Genomic DNA, 22,065 nt, shown 5'->3' on the forward strand with positions numbered 1-22,065 from the left:
CCCGCCTGGCGCCGTCTCGCATTGAAACGATGAAACAGGCAACCGGTGAACCTCTTCCATGAAGCACACCCTTCCACGCCTTCTCTCCATGCTTTTCCTGCTGGGTAGCGGGCCTTCGGCCCTGGCTGCATCCAGTGTCGAGCTGAACATCACGGGCCTGATCACCCCCAGCGCCTGCAACGCCACATTGTCTGCCAACGGCATCGTCGACCACGGCATGGTCCCGGCACGCACGCTCAACCAGTTCGAATTCAGTGCGTTGCCCACCCAGTCCCTGGACTTGACGGTGAGCTGTAACGAACCGGTGCTGTACGTACTGGTGGGCCTGGACAATCGCGCCGACTCCTCCCTGGGCCCCGGTTTTTACTATGGCCTGGGGAATAACGTGCATGTCCCTTCCGAGCGACTGGGTACGGTCTCCCTGGCGTTTCGCGAAGTGATGGGCGACGGCCAGCGTGCATTGGTGCTGGCCTCCAGCAACCAGGGGCTGACCTGGTTCCCGGAAACCAACGCCTACCCGGACAACTTCATGGGTTTTGCCCACCCGGGCACCCTGGTGCCGGAGCCCCACCGCCTGCTCACCGCCACCCTGCAAATCAACACGTCCATCAATGCGGCCGCCTACCTGACCCTGAAGCAGGAAGTGCCGCTGGACGGTTCTATCGTGCTTGACCTGAGGTATTTGTAGCCATGACGTCCCTGCCCCTTCTAACCCGCGCCTTTGTCTGTGTGCGCTACGCCGGGGTCTACCTCGGCGCACTCGCCTTGTCGCTCGCCGGCCCCGCGCTTGTTCTCGCCGATGGCATGGTGCCCGACACCTCGGTGGTGATCGTCAACGAAGCCGACGGCGAAGCCTCGGTCACCGTGACCAATACCGATGACAAGTTGGCCCTGTTGCATGTGACCCTGGAAGACATTCCCGAAGACAAGGCGACCTTGCTGTTCGTGACTCCTCCCCTGGCCCGGGTCGAGCCAGGCAAAAGCCAGCTCATTCGTTTCATTCTGCAGGCGCCTGAACCCTTGGCCACCCAACGCCTCAAGCGGGTGATCTTCGAGGGCATGCCCCAAGGCCGTTCGGCAGCGCAGGCCGGGCATGCGCGCGTCGGCGTGACGGTACGCCAGAACCTACCCGTGATCCTGCACCCCAAGGGCCTGGCGCCCAATCGCACCCCCTGGACCGGGCTTGAGTGGCGCTTGAGCCACGACCAATTGAGCGTGAGCAACCCCACGCCCTACGTGGTGCGCCTGGCCCAGGAACTGCGGCTGCTGCCCGGAAACGGTTCGGCGTTGCTGCCGCGTACTTATGTGCTGCCGGGCGAAACCCTGAAGATGACGGCCAGCAGCACTGGCGCCAGTCGCATTCAGCTGCAACCGGCCACGGTCTATGGCTTTGCGGTAGCGCCCTACGAAGCACCGATCTCCCTATAAAAAAGAGTGGCCTGCCAACGCCACCAGAAGGCCTGACTGAACCGCAGAGTCGGCGGGCCATCCACAGTTGAGTATGACCTTGTGAGCACAGCAATGACTGACCGCTACGGCGGAGCCGTGCCCGGCGTTTCACCGCGCCGCGCACACACACTAGTGGCGGGGCTGGCGCTGGCCCTGGGCGGCACCCTGCCGTCCGAGGCACCGCTGGCGGACACCCTGATCGCCGGTTCCTTCGACCCCCAGACGCTGTCCCGACGCGGCATCGACCCGGATCTGGCCAACCTGCTGCTGCAAGCTCCACGCTTCGCGGCTGGCCGGCATGCCGTGAACCTGAGCGTCAACGGCCAGCGCCGGGGCCGGGTGGATGTGACCTTCGACCGCGACGCAGCGCTCTGTTTCAACCAGGCCCTGCTGGATGCGGGTAACTTGCAGGAGCCCGAAAACAACGACGCTGCAACCTGCCACCGATTCACCGAGCGCTACCCGCAAACCGTGATCGAGCAGGACCCCGCCAGCCTGAGCCTGGCCCTGGTGGTGCCGACCGAGGCCCTGCGCCCGGCCCGGCAGGACATTACCGGCTACCAGACCGGTGGTTTCGCCGGCCTGCTCAACTACGACCTGACCGGGCTCTACAACGAGTTCGGCGATACCACCAGCCGCTTCGGCTCGGCCAACACCGAAGTGGGCTTCAATGCCGGCGACTGGATCGTGCGCAGCCGCCAGGTCAAGACCTGGCAAGACAGCCGCTCGCGCACCACCCACCTGGACGCCTACGCCCAGCGTACCTTCGCCGCGCAACAGGCGGTGTTGCAGGCCGGGCAGATCAGCCTTTACAACCCGGTCCTGGCCGGTACACAGATCACTGGCGCGCAAGTGCTGACCGAAACCGCGCTGCAAGACCAGAACCAGGGCGCGACCATCACCGGCATCGCCAACAGCCCGGCGCAGGTGGAGGTGCGCCAGAACGGCGCGCTGATCCACTCCAGCGTGGTGCCGGCGGGGCCGTTCGCCCTGACCGATGTGCGCCGCTTGAACGGTCGCTCCGACGTGGAAGTCACCGTCAAGGAAACCACCGGCGAAGAGCGCCGCTTTACCGTCCCTGCCGCCATGCTTGGCCTGGGCCTGCCGGCGCCGGGTTATTCGGTGGCCGCCGGGCGCGTGCGGCAGATCGGCGAAAGCCAAGGCAAGGAGCCCTGGGTAGTCAGTGCCGGCTGGAGCGGTGCCGTACATCCACAGCTCAGTGTGGGCGGTGGGGCGCTGGTGGCGGATGCTTATCGGGCGGCGGGCTTCAACCTGGGGTGGCTGCCCTGGCAGGACAGCCAACTGCAATTCTCCGCACAGGGTGCCGAAGCCAGCCGCGAGGGGCGTGATCGCGGGGTGCAGACCGACCTGTCCTGGTCCCAGCGGTTGAGCGCCAGTTGGTCGGTCACCGGCGCAGGGTCCTGGCGCTCCCAGGGCTATCGCGACCTGGAAGACTCCACCTACGTCGGCAACAGCCGCGACCAGCAACGTTCACGTTATCGCGACCAGCAAAGCCTCACCGCGTCCTGGGCGCACCCGGCCCTGGGGGCGTTCAGTGCAGGCGTCTCGCGTACGGCGTCCTACAACGGCGAAAGCAGCAGCCGCGCATTGGCAGCCTGGGGCACCAGCTTTGGTCGGGTATCGGTCTCGGCCAGCGCCGAATGGCAGGTCGGTGGTCGTCAGCAGAACGACAACAGCCTCTACCTGAACATCAGCCTGCCCTTCGGTGAAAACCGCCGCGCCCGCACCTGGGCCCGCAAGACCGGCAGTGAGCATCGCCTGGGCGCCGGCTTGAGCGAGCAACTCAACGATCAACTCAGCTACCGGGTCGGCGTGGAACGCGACAGCCGCGACCGCGAGGTGGAGTCGTCATTCGGCGTGTCGGCCCTGCCGTGGTACAGCCAGCTGGATTTCAACTACACCCGCAGCGACGACGAGCATTCCAGCTATCAAGGTGGCGCCCGCGGCGGCGTGGTACTGCACGGCGACGGCGTGACGTTTTCGCCCTACCCGGTGCGCGACACCTTTGCGGTGATGTCCGTGGGGGAAATGGCCGGGATCAAAGTCAGCACCCCAAGCGGCCCGGTCTGGACCGACTGGCAAGGCCAGGCGGTGGTGCCGCAACTGAGCGCCTATGGCCGCAGCCCGGTGGAAGTGCAGACCCGTTCATTGCCGCGCAATGCCGACATCCACAACGGCCTGGCGGTGATTTCCGCCGGGCGCGGGGCGGTGGACAAGGTGCAATTCGGCGTGGCGCTCACCCGCCGTGCGCTGTTGAACGTCACGACCGATAGCGGCCAGCCGCTGCCACGCGGTGCAACTGTCAGCACCGCCGAGGGTGAATTCGTGACCTTGGTGCAGGAAGGCAGCCAAGTGTTCCTGCCCGACGTGCTCGACCCGCGCGCCCTGTGGGTCAAGGCGCCGGGGCAGCCACGTTGTCGCCTGGATTTTGCCCTGCCGGAAGACGCCGACCCCGAGGTGTACTTCGAAACCGCACCAGCCCGGTGCCATCAGCCATGAGGACGTTGACCATGGGTCTGAAACACGCGCTGTATCCCTTGAGCTTGCTGCTGTTGGGCTCCCAGGCCTGGGCCGCGCAGGAGTGCCAGTTGAACCTCAGCCAGGCACAGCTGGACTTTGGCCTGATGAACCGCGCCGTTCCGTTGCTGGCCGCCACCGAACGGTTGCTGGGGGAGCGGCGGATCAGCCTGACGCTGAACTGCCCGCAGCCCACCGACATGAGCCTGTTTTATCGCAGCCTGGGCGCGGACACCGAGCGTTTTCGGTTTACCGAGCGCGGCAGCTACGGCCTGCGCGTCAGCGAAGCGCTGCTTGACAGCCAACCCGTGGAGCTCGGACTGATCGCGGGCCAGGGGCAAGCGCCGGCGATTGTCGGCACTCAACTGGCCTGGCAACCGGGCCATGGACTCGTGCCGATACGCGGCGGTGTCGCAGTCACCGGGCACAACCTGTCATTGCAGATCGACGCCAGCGCCTGGGCCGATGAAAGCGCCACGCGCGTACGCGATGCGGTTACCTGGGACACCGCAGGGCTGTTTGACGCCCTCGCTGCCGGTCGCTCACGGGAACTGCGCCTGCAAGCACGCTTTGCGCCGGCGGCCTGCACGCCCACGCTGTCCAATGGTGGGCATGTGGAACTGGGCAAGCTCTCGGTCAGCGATCTGAATATCGACAAGGAAACGCCCCTGGCGCCACGCCCGCTGTCACTCAGCGTGACCTGCGATGCGCCCACCGCCTTCGCCGTCCGCATGCAGGACAACCGCCAGGGCTCGGCAACCGGCACGGGCGACCAATCGGTATACGGGCTCGGCCTGGACGCCCGCCAACAGAAGATCGGCCGCTATCGGTTGCTGTTCGATCCGACACACATCATCGCCGACAGCTTCTCCCAGGTGTTCAGCACCGACTCCGCCACCGCGGGCCTGCCCTGGAGCAGTGCCAGCAGCCGCATCGCGGCGGTCAGCGCCAATCGCTACCTGGGTTTCAGCGCCACGTCCGGCAGCACGGGTGGCCCCACCGCCATTCAAAACCTCAACGCCACGCTGAACCTCGAAGCGATCATTGCGCCTCTGGGCTCGCTGGATTTGGGCAATGAGGTACGGCTCGATGGTTCGGGCACCCTCGAAATCACCTACCTATAGGAGCACCCCATGAAACCCTTTCTGATGACCCTGATCACCACGCTAGGACTGGCCACCATGGCGCCGGCCCACGCGGCCTCCAGCGTCGACCTGAGTGTCAGCGGCCTGATCACCCCTAGCGCCTGTGAGCCCAGCCTGTCCAACGGCGGGATATATGACTTGGGCAAGATTGCCGCCAAAGACCTGAATGTCGATCAGCCCACCAAGTTGGCTGAGCACACCCTGCAACTGTCGATCACCTGCGAGGCATTGACGTTGCTGGCGCTGAAGCCCAGGGACAACCGCCTCGATTCCGCGGGTGCAGTGGGGACGACGCGATTCGGCCTGGGGATGGCCAACGAGAGCGTAGCGCTTGGCTACATGCATCTGAACCTCGGCTCGATCGTGGCTGATGGCGTCGGTATGTACCCCATCGGCTCCAGCGGCCCATCCACCTGGGCGCCGACGAGTATGTTGTCGCATTACTTTCTGTCCTCGTTCTCCCTTAACAGAAACCCAATGGTGCCGGCTCCGGTGAAACAACTCACGGCCGCTGTACTGATCTCCCCGACCATCGCCCCGAGTAACACGCTGCCGTTGACCGAAGAAATCCCCATCGACGGTTCCGTCACCCTGTCCATGAACTATTTGTAGGAGACCGATCATGAAAACGTTACTGATCCCTCTGGCGACCTGTGCATGGTTGGCCAGCATCGGAGCAGCCCAGGCCGCGTCCACCGTCGAACTGACCGTCGGTGGCCTGATCACGCCCATGGCGTGTACCCCCGTATTGTCCGGTGGCGGGCTGATCGACTTCGGCAAGATCTCCCAACAAGACCTCAATCAGGCCACGGGGACGCGGCTGCCGCTCAAGTCACTGACCTTGACCGTCAGTTGCAATGCCCCAGGCCGCTACGCCCTGCGCATGCGCGATAACCGCGACGGCAGCGCCCACGTCAACAGCGAGATCTACTACGGCCTGGGGCTGGACAGCGCAGGCAACAAAATTGGCGTGTATTCGGTGAAGTTCGACCCCAGGCAGACCGTGGCCGACGCGTTGCCCGTGGCCTATGGCACTGAGTCCACCACCGGCGGCCTGGCGTGGCGCACGTCCAACCTCAATCCCATCGACGTCGGTTCGCGCAGCTTGCTGGGCTTTACCGATGTGGCGGGCAGCACCGCAGGGCCCTCGGCGATCCAGAACCTGACAAGCACCCTGACCCTGGAGGCAGTGATCAACGCCAAGCAGAACCTTGAACTGAGTGTGGAGACGCCCATGGACGGCTCCGCGACGCTGGAGGTGGTTTACCTGTAATCAGACCTTCTCGCTGGTTACCCCGACGTACAGCGCGCGGCCGGCACCGCACCCGGTGACGATCGCGCCCACGCCGATCACGGCAAATACCCAACCCGTGGCGCCCCAGCCGCCGGTCCAGTCATGCAACACGCCCACCGCCAGCGGCCCCATGGACGCCAGGGTGTAACCGAACCCCTGGGCCATGCTCGACAGGTTGGCCGCCACATGGGAGTCCCGTGAGCGCAGCACGATCAGGGTCAGCGCCAGGCTGAACGTGCCGCCCTGGCCCAGGCCCAACAGGATCGCCCAGCCCCACAGGCCGTCAAGCGGCGCATACAGACAGCCGAACAGGCCGCCAAGGGTCAGGACCATCACCACCACGATTGCCAGGCGCTGGTCCTTGCCACGCGTGGCCAGCCACGGCGCGGCGAGGGAGCTGATCAATTGCACGATGATCGAACCCGACAGCGCCAACCCGGCCTCGGTGGCACTCAGGCCACGGCCGATCAGAATCGACGGCAACCAGCCAAACACGATGTAGGCCAGGGACGATTGCAGGCCCATGTACAAGGTCACTTGCCAGGCCAGCGGGTCGCGCAGCAACCCCTTGACGCGGTACGCCACCTGATGGGCGCCAGGCTTGTGCCCGACCTGCGGCAACCAGACCAACGCTGCCACCAGCGCCGGCAGCAGCCAGAAACCCAAACCGATGTTCCAGCTGTCGCCAAAGTGCTGGCTGAGCGGCACCGCGGCGCCGGCCGCCAGCGCGGCACCCAGGCACAGCGCCATGGTGTAGACGCCGGTCATGGCCCCGGCCTGTCTGGCGAAATCACGCTTGACGATACCGGGCAGCAACACGCCGATAATGCCGATGCTGGCACCGGCCATCAGGCTACCGGCGAACAGCCCGACTTCGCCGAATGAACTGCGCAGCAGGATGCCGGCGGCCAGTGTCAGCAAAATCCCCAGCACCACGCGCTCGGCGCCAAAGCGACGGGCCAGGATCGGTGCCATCGGCGCAAACAAGCCCAGGCACAACACCGGCAAGGTGGTCAGCAGACCGGCCCTGGCCGCCGACAAGCCGAGGCTTGCCGAAACCTCGCTGAGCAGCGGCGCCATGCTCGACAGCGCCGGGCGCAGGTTCAGCGCCACCAACACCAGGCCCAGCAGCAACAGCCATGGGCGGCTCACTACCGGCGCGCTGTGTTGCACCACTTCGTCGTCGGCTTCGGCGTCGATCAACAGTTCTTCAAGCTTGGGTTCAGGGTTCATTGAGCAACTGCCGGCAGAGGGATGGGCGCTTGCCCTGATCACCTATTGAAAAGTCCCACAGCCTATTCGGACGCACCTACAAGAGCAACGCACTAGCGCTCTTATCAACGATATGAAGAGGATTGCGCTGCTGGCGGCTCAAGCCTCCTGACAACCCGCAGGCAAAAATAAACCCGGCGCCGGGCCGGGTTTATTTGTTCAAGCATCGATCAATGCAGGATCTGGCTCAAGAACAGCTTGGTCCGGTCGTTCTGCGGGTTGTCGAAGAAGTCATTCGGCGCCGCCTGTTCGACGATCTCGCCCTTGTCCATGAAGATCACGCGGTTGGCCACGGTGCGTGCAAAGCCCATTTCGTGGGTTACGCACAACATGGTCATGCCGTCTTCGGCCAGGCCGATCATGGTGTCCAGCACCTCTTTCACCATTTCCGGGTCGAGTGCCGAAGTCGGCTCATCGAACAGCATGATTTTCGGTTTCATGCACAACGCACGGGCAATCGCCACGCGCTGTTGCTGGCCGCCAGACAGCTGGCCCGGGAACTTGTGGGCCTGCTCCGGGATGCGCACGCGCTCCAGGTAGTGCATGGCAATTTCTTCGGCCTTGCGCTTGGGCATCTTGCGCACCCACATCGGCGCCAGCGTGCAGTTCTGCAGGATGGTCAGGTGCGGGAACAGGTTGAAGTGCTGGAACACCATGCCGACTTCACGGCGGATCGCTTCGATCTGCTTGAGGTCGTTGGTCAGTTCCACGCCATCGACCACGATGCGGCCTTGCTGGTGTTCTTCCAGACGGTTGAGGCAGCGGATGGTGGTGGACTTGCCCGAACCCGACGGGCCGCACAGCACGATACGCTCGCCCTGCTTGACGTTGAGGTTGATGTCTTTCAACACGTGGAACTGGCCGTACCACTTGTTGACGCCCTGCATCTGAATAATGCCTTCAGGGCTCACAGGCTGTTTGATCGCTTCGCTCATAACATCAACTCCTAACGCTTGTGGCCTGTGTCGAGCTTGTGTTCCAAATGAATGGAATAGCGCGACATACCAAAACAGAAAATCCAGAACACCAGGGCTGCGAACACGTAGCCTTCGGTCGCCATGCCCAACCATTTCGGGTCGGCGGCGGCTTGCTTGACGCTGTTGAGCAGGTCGAACAGGCCGATGATGATCACCAGGCTAGTGTCCTTGAACAGCGCGATAAACGTATTGACGATGCCGGGAATCACCAGCTTCAGGGCTTGCGGCAGAATCACCAGGCCCATGCTGCGCCAGTACCCCAGGCCCATCGCCGCGGCCGCTTCGTATTGGCCCTTGGGAATCGCCTGCAAGCCACCGCGCACCACTTCGGCCACGTAGGCCGACTGGAACAGGATCACGCCGATCAACGCCCGCAGCAGTTTGTCGATGCCCATGCCTTCAGGCAGGAACAACGGCAGCATCACCGAAGACATGAACAGCACGGTGATCAACGGCACGCCGCGCCAGAATTCGATGAAGGTCACGCAGACCACACGAATCGCCGGCATGTTCGAACGCCGCCCCAGCGCCAGCACAATCCCCAGCGGCAACGCGCCGGCGATACCGACGGTGGCGATCACCAGGGTCAGCATCAGGCCGCCCCATTGGCTGGTCGCCACGTTGGTCAGGCCGAAGATGCCACCGTGCAACAGGAAGTAGGCAATGATCGGGTACAGCACCAGGAAGCCCAGGCCGTAGACCGCCTTGCGCGCAAAACGCGAGATGAACAACGGCGCCACGCCGACGATGGCCAGCCACACGGTCAGGTCCACGCGCCAGCGCAGGTCGCCGGGGTAGTAGCCGTACATGAACTGCCCGAAGCGCTGCTGGATGAACACCCAGCACGCGCCTTCCTTGGTGCAATCGGCACGGGTGGTGCCAACCCAGTTGGCATCGAGGATTGCCCAGTGCAGGATCGGCGGCACCACCAGGTAGACCAGGTAGAACGCCAGCAACGTCAGCAGGGTGTTGAGCCAACTGGAAAACAGATTGGCGCGCATCCATGCCACCGGGCCGAAGACTTTGCTCGGCGGCGGCATATCAGGTTTGAAAGTATGCGTACTCATGCAGGTTTCCTCACCGCTCGATCAGCGCAATGCGCTTGTTGTACCAGTTCATCAGCAGGGAAATGCTGATGCTGATCGCCAGGTACACGCTCATGGTGATGGCAATGACTTCGATGGCCTGGCCGGTCTGGTTGAGCACCGTGCCGGCAAACAGCGAGACCATTTCCGGGTAACCGATACCGGCGGCCAGCGACGAGTTCTTCGCCAGGTTCAGGTATTGGCTGGTCAGCGGCGGAATGATCACCCGCAGGGCCTGCGGGATGATGACTTTGCGCAGCGTCGGCCCGGGGCGCAGGCCCAGGGAGCGCGCGGCTTCGGTCTGGCCGTGGCTGACGGACTTGATGCCCGAACGCACGATCTCGGCGATAAACGCCGCGGTGTAGACAGTCAGCGCCAGGGTCAACGCCAGCAGTTCGGGAATCAGGACCCAGCCGCCGACAAAGTTGAAGCCCTGCAACTTCGGCATTTCCCAGTGCAGCGGCGCACCGAAGATCAACGCGCACAACGCCGGGATCACGATGAACAGCGCCAGGCCCGCCCAGAATTTGTGGAACGGTTCGCCGGTCGCTTCAAAGCGCTTGTTGGCCCAACGCGTCATCAGCACGATGGCCACGATGGCAACCACGATGCTCACCACAAACGGCCAGAAACCGTCGGCGGCAATCGCTGCCGGCATATTCAGGCCACGGCTGCTGACAAAGAAGGTATCGCCGAAGTTATGACTGTTGCGCGGCCCCGGCATGGTCAGGAACACCGCGAAGTACCAGAACAGGATTTGCAGCAGTGGCGGGATGTTGCGGAACACTTCCACATACACGGTCGCCAGCTTGTTGATCATCCAGTTCGGCGACAGACGCGCCACGCCGATGATGAAACCGAGCAGGGTCGCCAGGATCACGCCGATCACGGTGACCAGCAGGGTGTTGAGCAGGCCGATCACAAAGACCCGGGCATAGCTGTCCGATTCGGTGTAATCGATCAAGTGCTGCGCGATGCCGAAGCCGGCACTGCGTTCAAGAAAGTCGAAACCCGAGGTAATGCCCCGGTGCTGAAGGTTGGTCTGGGTATTGTTGAAGAGGTACCAGCCCAGCGAGACCACCGCCACAATCGTGATGATCTGGAAGAGCCACGCACGCACTTTGGGATCGCTGAAGCTGAGCTTCTGCTTTGGTGCGCCGATTTGATTTTGCATGAAGTGCCCCGGAAATAATGGAACAGAACATCACCCGGCGGTTGGCCCACCGGGTGACAGAACCATCAGCGATCAGCGCACAGGTGGTGCGTATTGAATGCCGCCGTTGTTCCACAGCGCGTTCAGGCCACGGTCGATTTCCAGCGGGGTGCTCTTGCCCAGGTTGCGCTCGAACACTTCACCGTAGTTACCGACCTGCTTGACGATCTGTACAACCCAGTCTTTCTTCACTTTCAGGTCTTTGCCGTATTCGCCGTCAGCACCGAGCAGACGCGCGACGTCCGGGTTCTTGGTGGACTTGGCTTCAGCTTCAACGTTTTTCGAAGTGATACCGGCTTCTTCAGCGTTGAGCATGGCGTAGCCAACCCAGCGCACGATGGCCAGCCACTCGTCGTCGCCGTTACGCACGACCGGGCCCAGCGGTTCTTTGGAAATGGTTTCCGGCAGAACCACGTAGTCCTTCGGCGAGGCCAGCTTGCTGCGCTGGGCGAACAGTTGGGACTTGTCCGAGGTCAGCACGTCGCAACGCCCGGATTCCAGCGACTTGGCGCTTTCATCGGAGGTGTCGAAGGTGATCGGGGTGTATTTCAGGCCGTTGCCACGGAAGTAGTCGGAAACGTTCAGCTCGGTGGTGGTACCGGCCTGGATGCAGATGGTTGCACCGTCCAGTTCCTTGGCGCTCTTCACGCCCAGCTTGTTGTTTACCAGGAAGCCGATGCCATCGTAGTAGGTGATGAAGCCCGGGAATTTCAGGCCCATACCGGCGTCACGGGAGCTGGTCATGGTGGTGTTGCGGGACAGGATGTCGACTTCGCCGGACTGAAGCGCGGTGAAACGCTCCTTGGCGTTCAACTGGCTGAATTTGACCTTGGTCGCATCGCCGAACACGGCAGCGGCAACAGCACGGCACACGTCAGCGTCGATCCCGAGGATCTTGCCGCTGGCATCCGGCACCGAGAAACCCGGCAGGCCGTCACTCACGCCACATTGCACAAAGCCTTTCTTCTGCACGGCATCCAGGGTGGCGCCGGCTTGGGCGAAACCACTGACACCCAATACGGCCGCCGCAGTCACGATGGCCAGGGTGGATTTCAATACCTTCATTCAAACCTCCAGTTGCTCTTGTTGTGTCGGAGCTCGAACCCCACCGCACCCTTTTGAGGCGACATCGACCCGTGTTGGCTTTTTTTGGGGTCAAACGGCATGAGGCTGTCGCTGTAAGTCCAGTTGCTATCCCAGAGGCGGTTGTCACTGATAGTGTTACCGCCAGGGGAGAGACCTGACATCGGTTTCTCCGTAGCAAGCGCCGTACCAGACTGCTCGCTGAGTCGTTTCAGCCCAAGGTCAATAGAAAAAGATTCAACCTTGCGACATTCTCTTAACAGATCAACCTGTCGCGCACCGTTCCGTCGCACCCAATCGGAGCGCGCGCACATATATGGAGCAGACATGACCGACCCCTTGATTCTTCAGCCCGCCAAGCCCGCAGACGCCTGCGTAATCTGGTTGCATGGCCTGGGTGCCGATCGCTACGACTTCCTGCCGGTGGCCGAAGCACTGCAAGAAAACCTGCCGACCACCCGTTTCGTTTTGCCCCAGGCGCCGACCCGCCCTGTCACCATCAACGGTGGCTACGAGATGCCCAGTTGGTACGACATCAAGGCCATGAGCCCGGCCCGTTCGATCAGCCTGGAAGAACTGGAAGAGTCGGCCCGGATGGTCACCGATTTGATCAAGGAGCAAAAAAGCAGCGGAATAGACGCCTCGCGGATTTTCCTCGCCGGTTTTTCCCAGGGCGGCGCAGTGGTTTTCCACACCGCGTTTACCAAATGGCAGGGAGCCTTGGGTGGTGTGATCGCCCTCTCCACGTATGCGCCGACCTTCAGCGACGAGCTGGAATTGTCCGCCAGCCAGCAACGTATTCCAGCCCTGTGCCTGCACGGCCACTACGACGACGTGGTACAGAACGCCATGGGGCGTAGCGCCTACGAGCATTTGAAGACCCGTGGTGTCACCGTGACATGGCAGGAATACCCAATGGGCCACGAAGTGTTACCCGAAGAGATCCGTGACATCGGCACCTGGCTGACCGCCCGCCTGGGTTGAAACCCGGCGTTTATGTAGCCGTATGACAGACGCACTACGCCGCGCCCGTTTCTTGCATTACACTGGCCGGCGTACATTCCTTAACCAATTAATGAGATCACCGTGCTCGAAGCACTCAAGAAGATGTTCGGCAAAAGCGAGGCCGAGCCGCTCGCGCCTGTTCCCAGTGCTCCTGTCCCGACTGCCGGCAGCCGCAATGACGGTAAACAGCCAGAGCGGCCTGCGCCTGTCGCCCAGCCGACGACGCCTACGGTGACCACGCCTGAACCGGCTAAAGAAGCGGCACCGGCCCCCAAGCCTCGCCGCGAACGCGCGCCCAAGCCGCCGGTCATTCCCTGGAAACTCGAAGACTTCGTCGTCGAACCCCAGGAAGGCAAGACCCGCTTCCACGACTTCAAACTCGCCCCGGAACTGATGCACGCCATCCAGGACCTGGGTTTCCCGTACTGCACGCCGATCCAGGCACAGGTGCTGGGCTTCACCCTGGCGGGCAAAGACGCCATCGGCCGCGCCCAGACCGGCACCGGCAAGACCGCCGCGTTCCTGATCTCGATCATCACCCAGCTGCTGCAGACGCCGCCGCCGAAAGAGCGCTACATGGGTGAACCGCGCGCGCTGATCATCGCCCCGACCCGCGAGCTGGTGGTGCAGATCGCCAAGGACGCCGCCGACCTGACCAAGTACACCGGTCTCAACGTCATGACGTTCGTCGGTGGCATGGACTTCGACAAGCAGCTCAAGCACCTCGAAGCCCGTCACTGCGACATCCTGGTTGCCACCCCCGGCCGCCTGCTGGACTTCAACCAGCGCGGCGACGTGCACCTGGACATGGTCGAAGTGATGGTGCTGGACGAAGCCGACCGCATGCTCGACATGGGCTTTATCCCGCAAGTACGCCAGATCATTCGCCAGACCCCGCCGAAATCCGAGCGCCAGACCCTGCTGTTCTCCGCGACCTTTACCGAAGACGTGATGAACCTCGCCAAGCAGTGGACCACCGAGCCGTCCATCGTCGAGATCGAAGCGGAAAACGTCGCCAGCGAAAACGTCGAGCAACACATCTACGCCGTGGCCGGTGCCGACAAGTACAAGCTGCTCTACAACCTGGTCAACGACAACGGGTGGGAGCGCGTAATGGTGTTCGCCAACCGCAAGGACGAAGTGCGCCGCATCGAAGAGCGCCTGGTGCGGGATGGTGTCAACGCCGCGCAACTGTCCGGTGACGTGCCGCAGCACAAGCGCATCAAGACCCTGGAAGGTTTCCGCGAAGGCAAGATCCGCGTGCTGGTGGCCACCGACGTGGCCGGCCGTGGGATTCACATTGATGGCATCAGCCACGTGATCAACTTCACCCTGCCGGAAGTGCCGGATGACTATGTGCACCGTATTGGTCGTACTGGCCGTGCGGGGGCTGCGGGTGTGTCGATCAGCTTTGCCGGGGAAGATGATTCGTACCAGTTGCCGTCGATCGAGACGTTGCTGGGGCGCAAGATCAGTTGTGAGACGCCGCCGACGCACTTGCTGCGCCCGGTAGAACGCAAACGCCCTGCTTAAAGCTGAAATGCGGTAAAAAAATGTGGGAGCGGGCTTGCTCGCGAATGCGGTGTATCAGTCATGCATGTATCGACTGACACTCCGCATTCGCGAGCAAGCCCGCTCCCACATTGGGTTTTGTGTTCGACCCGCTATTTCCAGCGGTCCGCGGCGGCGTGATCGCTACTGCGCCCTTCCACCCAACGCGGCCCCTCACTGGTATTTTCCTTCTTCCAGAACGGCGCCCGCGTCTTCAAGTAATCCATCACAAACGCACACGCCTCAAACGCAGCCTGACGATGGGCACTCGCGGCCGCCACGAACACAATCGGCTCACCCGGCTCCAAGGTGCCTACGCGATGCAACACCTCCAGCTTGAGCAGCGGCCAGCGCTGTTCGGCCTCGACGGCGATCTTGGCCAGAGCTTTCTCGGTCATGCCGGGGTAGTGCTCCAGGAACATCCCCGCCACCTCCAGACCGTCGTTGAAGTCGCGCACGTAGCCGACAAAACTCACCACCGCACCTACGCCCACGTTGGCCGCATGCATGGCGTTGACCTCGGCGCCCGGATCGAACGCCTGGACCTGCACTCGAATGGCCATGCTCAGCCTCCGGTCACCGGCGGAAAGAACGCAACCTCATCGCCAGCCTTCAACGGCTCGTCGAGGCCACACAGTTCCTCGTTGCGCGCACACATCAGGCTGGTTTCGTTGAGCACGTCAAAACCTGGATCGGCGGCCAACGCCAAACGCACCGCGTCGACAGTGGCGAACTCGCCTTCCATTTCCAGCGAGTCCAAGCCAATCACTTCGCTGTAACGCGCAAAAAACAATACGTTGATGCTCATGCCAGGTCCGCCTTGAAATGCCCGCTCTTGCCGCCCAGCTTTTCCAGCAGGCGAATGCTTTCGATGGTCATGCCACGGTCCACGGCCTTGCACATGTCGTAGATGGTCAGGGCCGCGACGCTGGCGGCGGTGAGGGCTTCCATCTCCACGCCGGTCTGGCCGGAGAGTTTGCAGCGCGCCAGGATGTGCACCGAGTCTGCGCCGTCGGCGCTTAGTTCGACCTTGACGCCCGTCAACATCAACGGGTGGCACAGCGGGATCAGATCACTGGTTTTTTTCGCCGCCTGGATCCCGGCGATGCGGGCCACGGCAAACACGTCGCCCTTGGGATGGGCGCCGTCGACAATCATTTGCAGGGTCTCGGGCAGCATGCGCACCCGGGCTTCGGCCACCGCTTCACGGAACGTCACGGACTTGTCGGTGACGTCGACCATGTGGGCGCGACCTTGGGAATCGAGATGAGTCAGCACAGGGATACTCCTGATCAGGAGCAGCGATTGTAAACCCAACACTGATCAATATGTGGAGAGAGCTTGTGTGGGAGCGGGCTTGCTCGCGAATGCGGTGTGTCAGTCAATACATCCGGCGACTGACAGTCCGTATTCGCGAGCAAGCCCGCTCCCACATTTTTGACCGCGGTTATAGGTGAGATTCGGCGTATTCAGCCAGAATCGAGCGTGGAACCCCTTGCAGCGCAATATGCACGCCGTTCGGGAAGTCCTTGAAGCGTTCCGTCAGATACGTCAGCCCGGAGCTGGTCGCGGACAGGTAAGGAGTGTCGATCTGTGCCAGGTTGCCCAGGCACACCACTTTGGAACCGGCGCCGGCACGGGTGATGATGGTTTTCATCTGGTGCGGCGTGAGGTTCTGGCATTCATCGATCAAGATCAGGCTTTGCTGGAAGCTGCGACCCCGGATGTAGTTGAGGGATTTGAACTGCAACGGCACTTTGCTGAGGATGTAGTCGACGCTGCCATGGGTGTTTTCGTCATCCATGTGCAAGGCTTCGAGGTTGTCGGTGATCGCCCCCAGCCACGGCTCCATTTTTTCCGCTTCGGTGCCCGGCAGGAAACCGATTTCCTGATCCAGACCCTGCACGCTGCGGGTGGCGATGATGCGGCGATAGCGCTTGGTCACCATGGTCTGCTCGATGGCGGCGGCCAGGGCGAGAATGGTTTTGCCGGAACCGGCGGCGCCCGTCAGGTTGACCAGGTGGATGTCCGGGTCGAGCAGCGCGTACAGCGCCAGGCTCTGGTAGATGTCACGCGGTTTCAGGCCCCAGGCTTCCTGGTGCAACAGGGGTTCCTGATGCAGGTCGAGAATCAGCAGCTTGTCGACCTGGATCTCTTTGATCCAGCCCACAAAGCCCTGTTCGTCGACGATGAATTCATTGATATGCACGGCCGGCAGGTTGTCGATCAGTTGCACCTGGTGCCAGGTGCGGCCATGGTCCTGGCGGGTTTCGACCTTGCTGACGCGGTCCCAGAACGAACCGGTCATCATGTGATAACCACGGGACAGCATCGATACGTCGTCGACCAGTTGGTCGGTGCTGTAGTCCTCGGCCGCGATCCCACACGCACGGGCCTTGAGGCGCATGTTGATGTCTTTGGTCACCAGCACCACGCGCAGGTCCTTGTCACGCGCGTGCAGGTCGATCAATTGGTTGATGATCTTGTTGTCGTTGAGGTTTTCCGGCAGCAGGCTGTTGGGTTCGCGGCCCTTGCTCATCAGGATCGACAGCAAGCCCTTGGGCCCGCTCTTGCCGCGCTGGATCGGCACGCCGACTTCAACGTCCTCAGGAGAGGCCTCGCCCAAGGTCTTGTCGATCAGGCGAATGGCCTGGCGGCATTCGGCCGCAACGCTGTGGTGCCCGCTTTTGAGTTTGTCGAGTTCCTCAAGCACGATCATCGGGATGGCGACGTGGTGTTCTTCAAAGTTGAGCAGTGCGTTTGGATCGTGGATCAATACGTTGGTATCAAGCACATAAAGGATTGGCTGGTCGGAAGAAGGGGTGCGTCCGTGATCATCCATACTCGGTCACCTTTTGTGGGAGCCAGTCGACGCAATACCTAAGCGGTGCTGCGCCTCGATTCGACCACCGAATGCACCTGAGGGACGTCAAGTGCATGCCCACATGAGGAGTCTTGAAAGACGCCACCTGTGCTGCAGGTTTCGGCGATCTGACTTCGTAATACCGCAAAACCTGTGACAGAAAAAAGCACTTTGACGTTTTTTTGAAGTTTATTTTTCAGGATGACGAATAGCACTAGCCGAGTGCCATGCACCCCGTTAAAGTCGGAAGTCAACCTGCAACGATTTGCCGCACAAAATCACCCCAAAAACGCCCCGCGCCCAACAGGGCCGGGCTCTTCAGCGAAACGCCTCGCGGCAGTCCTGCCAACCCAGGCCACTCTGTGCCGTCGCCTGCATCAGCAGGGGTAACGCAACCCGCGCCTTGTCCTGAGTGTCGTGAAACACGATCACACCTTTGCGCCACAACAGCATCAGCGTCAGCACCCGTTGCGCCGACTCTTCGGCCTTGAGCTTGCCCGGTTCGTCCTGGGAATCAATGTCCCACAACGCCACCTGCAAACCCTGGGACTGGAAAAAACCCTGACTGTCGGCGCGGCGCTGGCCGTAGGGCGGGCGGAACAGCGGCACATAGTTTTCCGGCATCAGGTTCTGCGCCAGCGACGCGCTGCGGGTGATCGAGCTTTGCCAGTCGACCCAGTGGCTGTGGGACCGATACTGCCAACCCTGGGTGCCCACGCACTGGCCCTGGTACAACGTCTGCACATCACTGGCAGAACTGCGCTCCACGCGGGTTTGCAGGCTGCTGCCAAGGACAAAGAAGGTGGCGTTGAGCTTCTGCTTGCGCAGGTAGTCGGTAAGCCAGTCGGTATTACCGCTGACGGGCGCGGGGCCGCCGTCGAAGGTCAGCAGGAACAGGCGGTCGTTGAATTCATCGCCATTACGCTCGTGATCGCCAAACCGCGCAACTTCACTGCTGATCTGCGGGAACAGCGCAGCCTTGCGCAGCAGCTCGTCCAGGTAGCGTTCGTGGAAAACGTGGCTGGGGTTCGCCCAGCCTATATAGAAGGAGTTTTCACTGACCTCGAGCTTGCCCGCCTGCTCGCGCAGATCGTCCATGTTCTCTACCAAGTAACAAAACGAGGCGTCCTCTTCGCAGCTTTTCTGGGCGACCAGGTAGTTCTCCAACAGGCGCTGCCAGAGCTGGCGACGCAAGTCGTCGATGGCGGCCAGGTTGATGATCTTCAAGCCCAGGCGCTGCTTGAGCGCCGCTTCGTCCAGGGCTTCGCTGGCCAGCAGGCCATGGGCAAACATGAGGATTTCCGCACGCGAGGCCACATCGAACAGCGCCGGGCTGCTGAGCTTTTCGGGCCAGGTGCCACGGTCCAGGCTGGCCACATCCACCGGCGCGGCCTGGGCGTTCAGGCAGAGCAGGCAGGCCGACAATAAAAGCGCTATTCGCACGCAGGGTCTTCCTTTGCAGAGTTACCGCCCATCATAGCGGATCATGCCTATCGCCATCATAGGTGGAGTCAAAACGCCCCAGCCCCTAGAATCGCGGCACGATTTAAGGAGACGACTTCATGCTGACGGTGATTTCACCCGCCAAGACCCTCGATTTCGAGACCGCGCCCGCCACCCAGCGCTTTACCCAGCCGCAGTACCTGGATCACTCCCAGGAGCTGATCGAGCAACTGCGCGAAATGAGCCCGGCACAGATCAGCGAACTGATGCACGTGTCCGACAAGATCGGCGGCCTCAACGCGGCGCGCTTCGGCAGCTGGAATCCCGCCTTCACCCCCGCCAACGCCAAGCAGGCGCTATTGGCCTTCAAGGGTGATGTGTACACCGGCCTCAACGCCGAGACCTTCAGCGATGCCGACTTCAGCTACGCCCAGGACCACTTGCGCATGCTCTCGGGCCTCTACGGCCTGCTGCGCCCCCTGGACCTGATGATGCCGTACCGCCTGGAGATGGGCACCAAACTGGCCAACGCCCGTGGCAAGGATCTCTACGCCTTCTGGGGCACGCGCATCAGCGAATGGCTGAACGAAGCCCTGACCGAGCAAGGTGACGACGTGCTGCTGAACCTGGCGTCCAACGAGTACTTCTCGGCGGTCAAGCGCACGGCCCTGAATGCGCGGATCATCAACACCGAGTTCAAGGACTTCAAGAACGGCCAGTACAAGATCATCAGCTTCTACGCCAAGAAGGCCCGGGGCATGATGAGCCGCTTTGTGATTGAAGAGCGCATCAACGACCCGGCCAGGCTCAAGGAGTTTGATGTGCAGGGTTATCGCTTCAATGCCGAGCAGTCCAAGCCGGACAAGCTGGTGTTCCTGCGCGATCACGCACCGGAATAAAGCCAAACCCGTGTGCTTCAGACAATGAGATCCAAATGTGGGAGCGGGCTTGCTCGCGAATACGGCGTGTCAGTCGATAAATTCTTATCTGACCCACCGCATTCGCGAGCAAGCCCGCTCCCACAGTTTTGATCGCATTTCAAATCTAGAATCGCCATTTTTTTGGCGTCAAAAAACATTTTGACGTACTCCTAACAATTCTTTCACTCGACATTCGTCATTTTTTTTCGTAGTGGCACCACTTTTTTCAAACACTAGTGGCACAAAACTATCCCCGCGTACCAACTCCCTATAACTATTGGCCCAAATAGCAAGTGCTATCAATATAGTACTAGTGCCATCTCTTCTCATATTTCAAGAAATTTCAGGAAACAGGATGAGCGGGCTGGAACTTCATCAAAACCCACGGCTCATACCACCGGTAACGAAATTCTCTGTTTCTGTAAGAGATGACTTACATGGCGATCCAAGGAAGTAGCGAAGTTGCCCCATCAACTTTGACTCACGGGTCACATCATCAACTGATATGAGTTGAGGGCAGCGATAAGGATTAATTGCTAACCCCTATAGGCCAAGGCAGCGCTTACCCAAATGTGTCAGTGATGACACCCAAGGCTTTGATAGTTAAAGGCTTATGGCCTGTATCAAGGTCCTGCGGCACTGGCGTCGGACCCTTCCCCCAAGGAAGGCCGGCTGCATTTGAGGGCAAGCCCCAATAACAAGGCCAAGTTGCGCACAACTTGAGTGCAATAGTTAGTCACTCACTAATTAACATGCCCGTACGCGGTAAGTCGGCGTCTATTCGCCCAACTTCCGTGGCATCAGTGACGCTTGCAAACATGAACTCCGGCCAATTATTGGCATGATTATTAAAGAGGTAAATGCGATGCGCATCAGCATATTTGGTCTCGGTTACGTCGGCGCAGTCTGTGCCGGTTGCCTGTCTGCCCGTGGCCACGAAGTGGTCGGCGTAGACATCTCCAAGGACAAGATTGACCTGATCAACGCTGGCAAATCGCCCATCGTTGAACCGGGCCTGGGCGAACTGTTGAGCCAGGGTATTCAAACCGGCCGACTGCGCGGCACCACCAACTTCGCCGACGCCATCCGCGATACCGACCTGTCGATGATCTGCGTCGGTACGCCAAGCAAGAAAAACGGCGACCTGGAACTGGACTACATCGAAGCCGTGTGCCGCGAAATCGGTTTTGTCCTGCGCGACAAGACCACCCGCCACACCGTCGTGGTGCGCAGCACCGTGTTGCCAGGCACCGTGGCGAACGTAGTGATCCCGATCCTCGAAGACTGCTCCGGCAAAAAAGCCGGCGTCGACTTCGGCGTCGCGGTCAACCCGGAGTTCCTGCGTGAATCCACCGCCATCGCCGACTACGACCTGCCACCGATGACTGTCATCGGCGAGTTCGACAAAGCCTCCGGCGATGTCCTGCAGTCGCTGTACGAAGAACTCGACGCGCCGATCATCCGCAAGGACATCGCCGTTGCCGAGATGATCAAGTACACCTGCAACGTGTGGCACGCCACCAAAGTCACCTTCGCCAACGAGATCGGCAACATCGCCAAGGCCGTCGGCGTCGATGGCCGCGAAGTGATGGAAGTGGTCTGCCAGGACAAGACTCTCAACCTGTCCCAGTACTACATGCGCCCAGGCTTCGCCTTCGGCGGTTCGTGCCTGCCAAAAGACGTACGTGCCCTCACCTACCGCGCCAGCTCCCTGGACGTGGAAGCGCCGCTGCTCAACTCGCTGATGCGCAGCAACGAATCCCAGGTACAGAACGCCTTCGACATCGTTGCCGGCCACGACAAGCGCAAAGTCGCGCTGCTGGGCCTGAGCTTCAAGGCCGGTACCGACGACCTGCGTGAAAGCCCCCTGGTAGAACTGGCGGAAATGCTGATCGGCAAGGGTTACGACCTGAGCATCTACGACAGCAACGTCGAGTACGCCCGTGTGCACGGTGCGAACAAGGACTACATCGAAGGCAAGATCCCCCACGTGTCGTCCCTGCTCAACTCGGACTTCGATGACGTGATCAACAACTCCGACGTGATCATCCTCGGCAACCGTGACGAAAAATTCCGCGCCCTGGCGCAGAACGCACCGCACGGCAAGCAAGTGATTGACCTGGTGGGCTTCATGAAAAATGCGACCTGCACCACAGGCCGCACCGAAGGCATCTGCTGGTAACAGCAACGGCAAGTTTCAGGCGGCGCGCGTTTCCATCCCCAGCGC

At 61.5% G+C, this 22,065-nt stretch carries 20 protein-coding genes; 10 read left to right on the forward strand and 10 right to left on the reverse strand.

The window, feature by feature from the left end; all coding sequences use genetic code 11:
• The first annotated feature begins 58 nt into the window (after positions 1-58).
• The 6 genes from IB241_RS05935 (at position 59) to IB241_RS05960 (ending at position 6,405) form a co-directional block, all read left to right on the forward strand.
• Positions 59-688: a DUF1120 domain-containing protein gene (locus IB241_RS05935; protein ID WP_192297520.1), complete on the forward strand. Its 630-nt coding sequence runs from the start codon at positions 59-61 to the stop codon at positions 686-688.
• 2 nt (positions 689-690) lie between these two features.
• Positions 691-1,428, forward strand: coding sequence for a fimbria/pilus chaperone family protein (locus IB241_RS05940; RefSeq protein ID WP_192297521.1), 738 nt, complete (start codon positions 691-693; stop codon positions 1,426-1,428).
• A 93-nt stretch (positions 1,429-1,521) separates the two neighbouring features.
• Positions 1,522-3,969: a fimbria/pilus outer membrane usher protein gene (locus IB241_RS05945; protein ID WP_192297523.1), complete on the forward strand. Its 2,448-nt coding sequence runs from the start codon at positions 1,522-1,524 to the stop codon at positions 3,967-3,969.
• Between the two features lie 11 nt (positions 3,970-3,980).
• Positions 3,981-5,111, forward strand: a complete 1,131-nt coding sequence (locus IB241_RS05950; protein ID WP_192297525.1) for a DUF1120 domain-containing protein — start codon at positions 3,981-3,983, stop codon at positions 5,109-5,111.
• A 9-nt stretch (positions 5,112-5,120) separates the two neighbouring features.
• Entirely contained in the window at positions 5,121-5,744 is a 624-nt protein-coding gene (locus IB241_RS05955) for a DUF1120 domain-containing protein (RefSeq protein ID WP_192297526.1), read from the forward strand.
• Positions 5,745-5,754: 10 nt separating this feature from the next.
• The gene (locus tag IB241_RS05960; RefSeq protein ID WP_192297528.1) at positions 5,755-6,405 is read left to right on the forward strand and encodes a DUF1120 domain-containing protein; all 651 of its coding nucleotides are present in this window, start codon (positions 5,755-5,757) and stop codon (positions 6,403-6,405) included.
• On the opposite strand, the gene IB241_RS05965 is transcribed toward IB241_RS05960, so the two are convergent.
• The 5 genes from IB241_RS05965 to IB241_RS05985 all read right to left on the reverse strand — a co-directional run bounded on the left by IB241_RS05965 (position 6,406) and on the right by IB241_RS05985 (position 12,038).
• Positions 6,406-7,659, reverse strand: coding sequence for a CynX/NimT family MFS transporter (locus tag IB241_RS05965; protein ID WP_192297530.1), 1,254 nt, complete (start codon positions 7,657-7,659; stop codon positions 6,406-6,408).
• A 209-nt stretch (positions 7,660-7,868) separates the two neighbouring features.
• Positions 7,869-8,633, reverse strand: a complete 765-nt coding sequence (locus IB241_RS05970; RefSeq protein WP_003171943.1) for an amino acid ABC transporter ATP-binding protein — start codon at positions 8,631-8,633, stop codon at positions 7,869-7,871.
• 11 nt (positions 8,634-8,644) lie between these two features.
• A complete protein-coding gene (locus IB241_RS05975) occupies positions 8,645-9,742 on the reverse strand; it encodes an amino acid ABC transporter permease (protein WP_192297532.1) in 1,098 nt (365 codons plus the stop codon).
• 10 nt (positions 9,743-9,752) lie between these two features.
• Positions 9,753-10,934, reverse strand: coding sequence for an amino acid ABC transporter permease (locus IB241_RS05980; RefSeq protein ID WP_192297534.1), 1,182 nt, complete (start codon positions 10,932-10,934; stop codon positions 9,753-9,755).
• Positions 10,935-11,006: 72 nt separating this feature from the next.
• Positions 11,007-12,038: an amino acid ABC transporter substrate-binding protein gene (locus IB241_RS05985; protein ID WP_004371891.1), complete on the reverse strand. Its 1,032-nt coding sequence runs from the start codon at positions 12,036-12,038 to the stop codon at positions 11,007-11,009.
• Positions 12,039-12,383: 345 nt separating this feature from the next.
• Between IB241_RS05985 and IB241_RS05990 the strand changes: the two genes are divergently transcribed.
• Both IB241_RS05990 and rhlB read left to right on the forward strand, forming a co-directional pair.
• Positions 12,384-13,040 carry an alpha/beta hydrolase gene (locus IB241_RS05990; protein WP_192297536.1) on the forward strand — a complete coding sequence of 219 codons (657 nt, stop codon included), beginning with the start codon at positions 12,384-12,386 and terminating at the stop codon, positions 13,038-13,040.
• 102 nt (positions 13,041-13,142) lie between these two features.
• Positions 13,143-14,594, forward strand: coding sequence for an ATP-dependent RNA helicase RhlB (rhlB, locus tag IB241_RS05995; protein WP_192297538.1), 1,452 nt, complete (start codon positions 13,143-13,145; stop codon positions 14,592-14,594).
• A gap of 131 nt (positions 14,595-14,725) precedes the next feature.
• Here the strand turns inward: rhlB and moaE are convergent, their stop codons facing one another.
• From moaE to IB241_RS06020, 5 genes are all read right to left on the reverse strand, one after another.
• Complete coding sequence (gene moaE / locus IB241_RS06000; protein WP_192297540.1) at positions 14,726-15,175, reverse strand: molybdopterin synthase catalytic subunit MoaE; 450 nt, start codon at positions 15,173-15,175, stop codon at positions 14,726-14,728.
• A 2-nt stretch (positions 15,176-15,177) separates the two neighbouring features.
• The gene (locus tag IB241_RS06005; RefSeq protein ID WP_192297542.1) at positions 15,178-15,420 is read right to left on the reverse strand and encodes a MoaD/ThiS family protein; all 243 of its coding nucleotides are present in this window, start codon (positions 15,418-15,420) and stop codon (positions 15,178-15,180) included.
• Entirely contained in the window at positions 15,417-15,890 is a 474-nt protein-coding gene (gene moaC / locus IB241_RS06010; RefSeq protein ID WP_192297543.1) for a cyclic pyranopterin monophosphate synthase MoaC, read from the reverse strand. The genes IB241_RS06005 and moaC overlap by 4 nt, the downstream gene beginning before the upstream one ends.
• Before the next feature lie 169 nt (positions 15,891-16,059).
• Entirely contained in the window at positions 16,060-17,454 is a 1,395-nt protein-coding gene (locus tag IB241_RS06015) for a PhoH family protein (protein WP_192297545.1), read from the reverse strand.
• 339 nt (positions 17,455-17,793) lie between these two features.
• Entirely contained in the window at positions 17,794-18,918 is a 1,125-nt protein-coding gene (locus IB241_RS06020; RefSeq protein WP_192297547.1) for a polysaccharide deacetylase family protein, read from the reverse strand.
• Between the two features lie 119 nt (positions 18,919-19,037).
• Here IB241_RS06020 and yaaA point away from each other — a divergent pair, with 119 nt between their 5' ends.
• Positions 19,038-19,817 (forward strand): peroxide stress protein YaaA, encoded by a 780-nt coding sequence (gene yaaA, locus IB241_RS06025; RefSeq protein ID WP_192297549.1) that lies wholly within the window; start codon positions 19,038-19,040, stop codon positions 19,815-19,817.
• Between the two features lie 886 nt (positions 19,818-20,703).
• Positions 20,704-22,020, forward strand: a complete 1,317-nt coding sequence (locus IB241_RS06030; RefSeq protein ID WP_192297551.1) for a nucleotide sugar dehydrogenase — start codon at positions 20,704-20,706, stop codon at positions 22,018-22,020.
• Positions 22,021-22,065: the final 45 nt, after the last annotated feature.

Origin of the sequence: Pseudomonas sp. PDM05 (genome assembly GCF_014851685.1) — a bacterium.
In the GTDB taxonomy this organism is placed as follows: Bacteria; Pseudomonadota; Gammaproteobacteria; order Pseudomonadales; family Pseudomonadaceae; genus Aquipseudomonas.

Bases quoted from the DNA above. Each gene is read 5' to 3' on its own strand.
- IB241_RS05935 (WP_192297520.1), top strand. From the start codon at position 59: ATGAAGCACACCCTTCCACGCCTTCTCTCCATGCTTTTCCTGCTGGGT.
- IB241_RS05940 (WP_192297521.1), top strand. From the start codon at position 691: ATGACGTCCCTGCCCCTTCTAACCCGCGCCTTTGTCTGTGTGCGCTAC.
- IB241_RS05945 (WP_192297523.1), top strand. From the start codon at position 1,522: ATGACTGACCGCTACGGCGGAGCCGTGCCCGGCGTTTCACCGCGCCGC.
- IB241_RS05950 (WP_192297525.1), top strand. From the start codon at position 3,981: ATGGGTCTGAAACACGCGCTGTATCCCTTGAGCTTGCTGCTGTTGGGC.
- IB241_RS05955 (WP_192297526.1), top strand. From the start codon at position 5,121: ATGAAACCCTTTCTGATGACCCTGATCACCACGCTAGGACTGGCCACC.
- IB241_RS05960 (WP_192297528.1), top strand. From the start codon at position 5,755: ATGAAAACGTTACTGATCCCTCTGGCGACCTGTGCATGGTTGGCCAGC.
- IB241_RS05965 (WP_192297530.1), bottom strand. From the start codon at position 7,659: ATGAACCCTGAACCCAAGCTTGAAGAACTGTTGATCGACGCCGAAGCC.
- IB241_RS05970 (WP_003171943.1), bottom strand. From the start codon at position 8,633: ATGAGCGAAGCGATCAAACAGCCTGTGAGCCCTGAAGGCATTATTCAG.
- IB241_RS05975 (WP_192297532.1), bottom strand. From the start codon at position 9,742: ATGAGTACGCATACTTTCAAACCTGATATGCCGCCGCCGAGCAAAGTC.
- IB241_RS05980 (WP_192297534.1), bottom strand. From the start codon at position 10,934: ATGCAAAATCAAATCGGCGCACCAAAGCAGAAGCTCAGCTTCAGCGAT.
- IB241_RS05985 (WP_004371891.1), bottom strand. From the start codon at position 12,038: ATGAAGGTATTGAAATCCACCCTGGCCATCGTGACTGCGGCGGCCGTA.
- IB241_RS05990 (WP_192297536.1), top strand. From the start codon at position 12,384: ATGACCGACCCCTTGATTCTTCAGCCCGCCAAGCCCGCAGACGCCTGC.
- moaE (WP_192297540.1), bottom strand. From the start codon at position 15,175: ATGGCCATTCGAGTGCAGGTCCAGGCGTTCGATCCGGGCGCCGAGGTC.
- IB241_RS06005 (WP_192297542.1), bottom strand. From the start codon at position 15,420: ATGAGCATCAACGTATTGTTTTTTGCGCGTTACAGCGAAGTGATTGGC.
- IB241_RS06015 (WP_192297545.1), bottom strand. From the start codon at position 17,454: ATGGATGATCACGGACGCACCCCTTCTTCCGACCAGCCAATCCTTTAT.
- yaaA (WP_192297549.1), top strand. From the start codon at position 19,038: ATGCTGACGGTGATTTCACCCGCCAAGACCCTCGATTTCGAGACCGCG.
- IB241_RS06030 (WP_192297551.1), top strand. From the start codon at position 20,704: ATGCGCATCAGCATATTTGGTCTCGGTTACGTCGGCGCAGTCTGTGCC.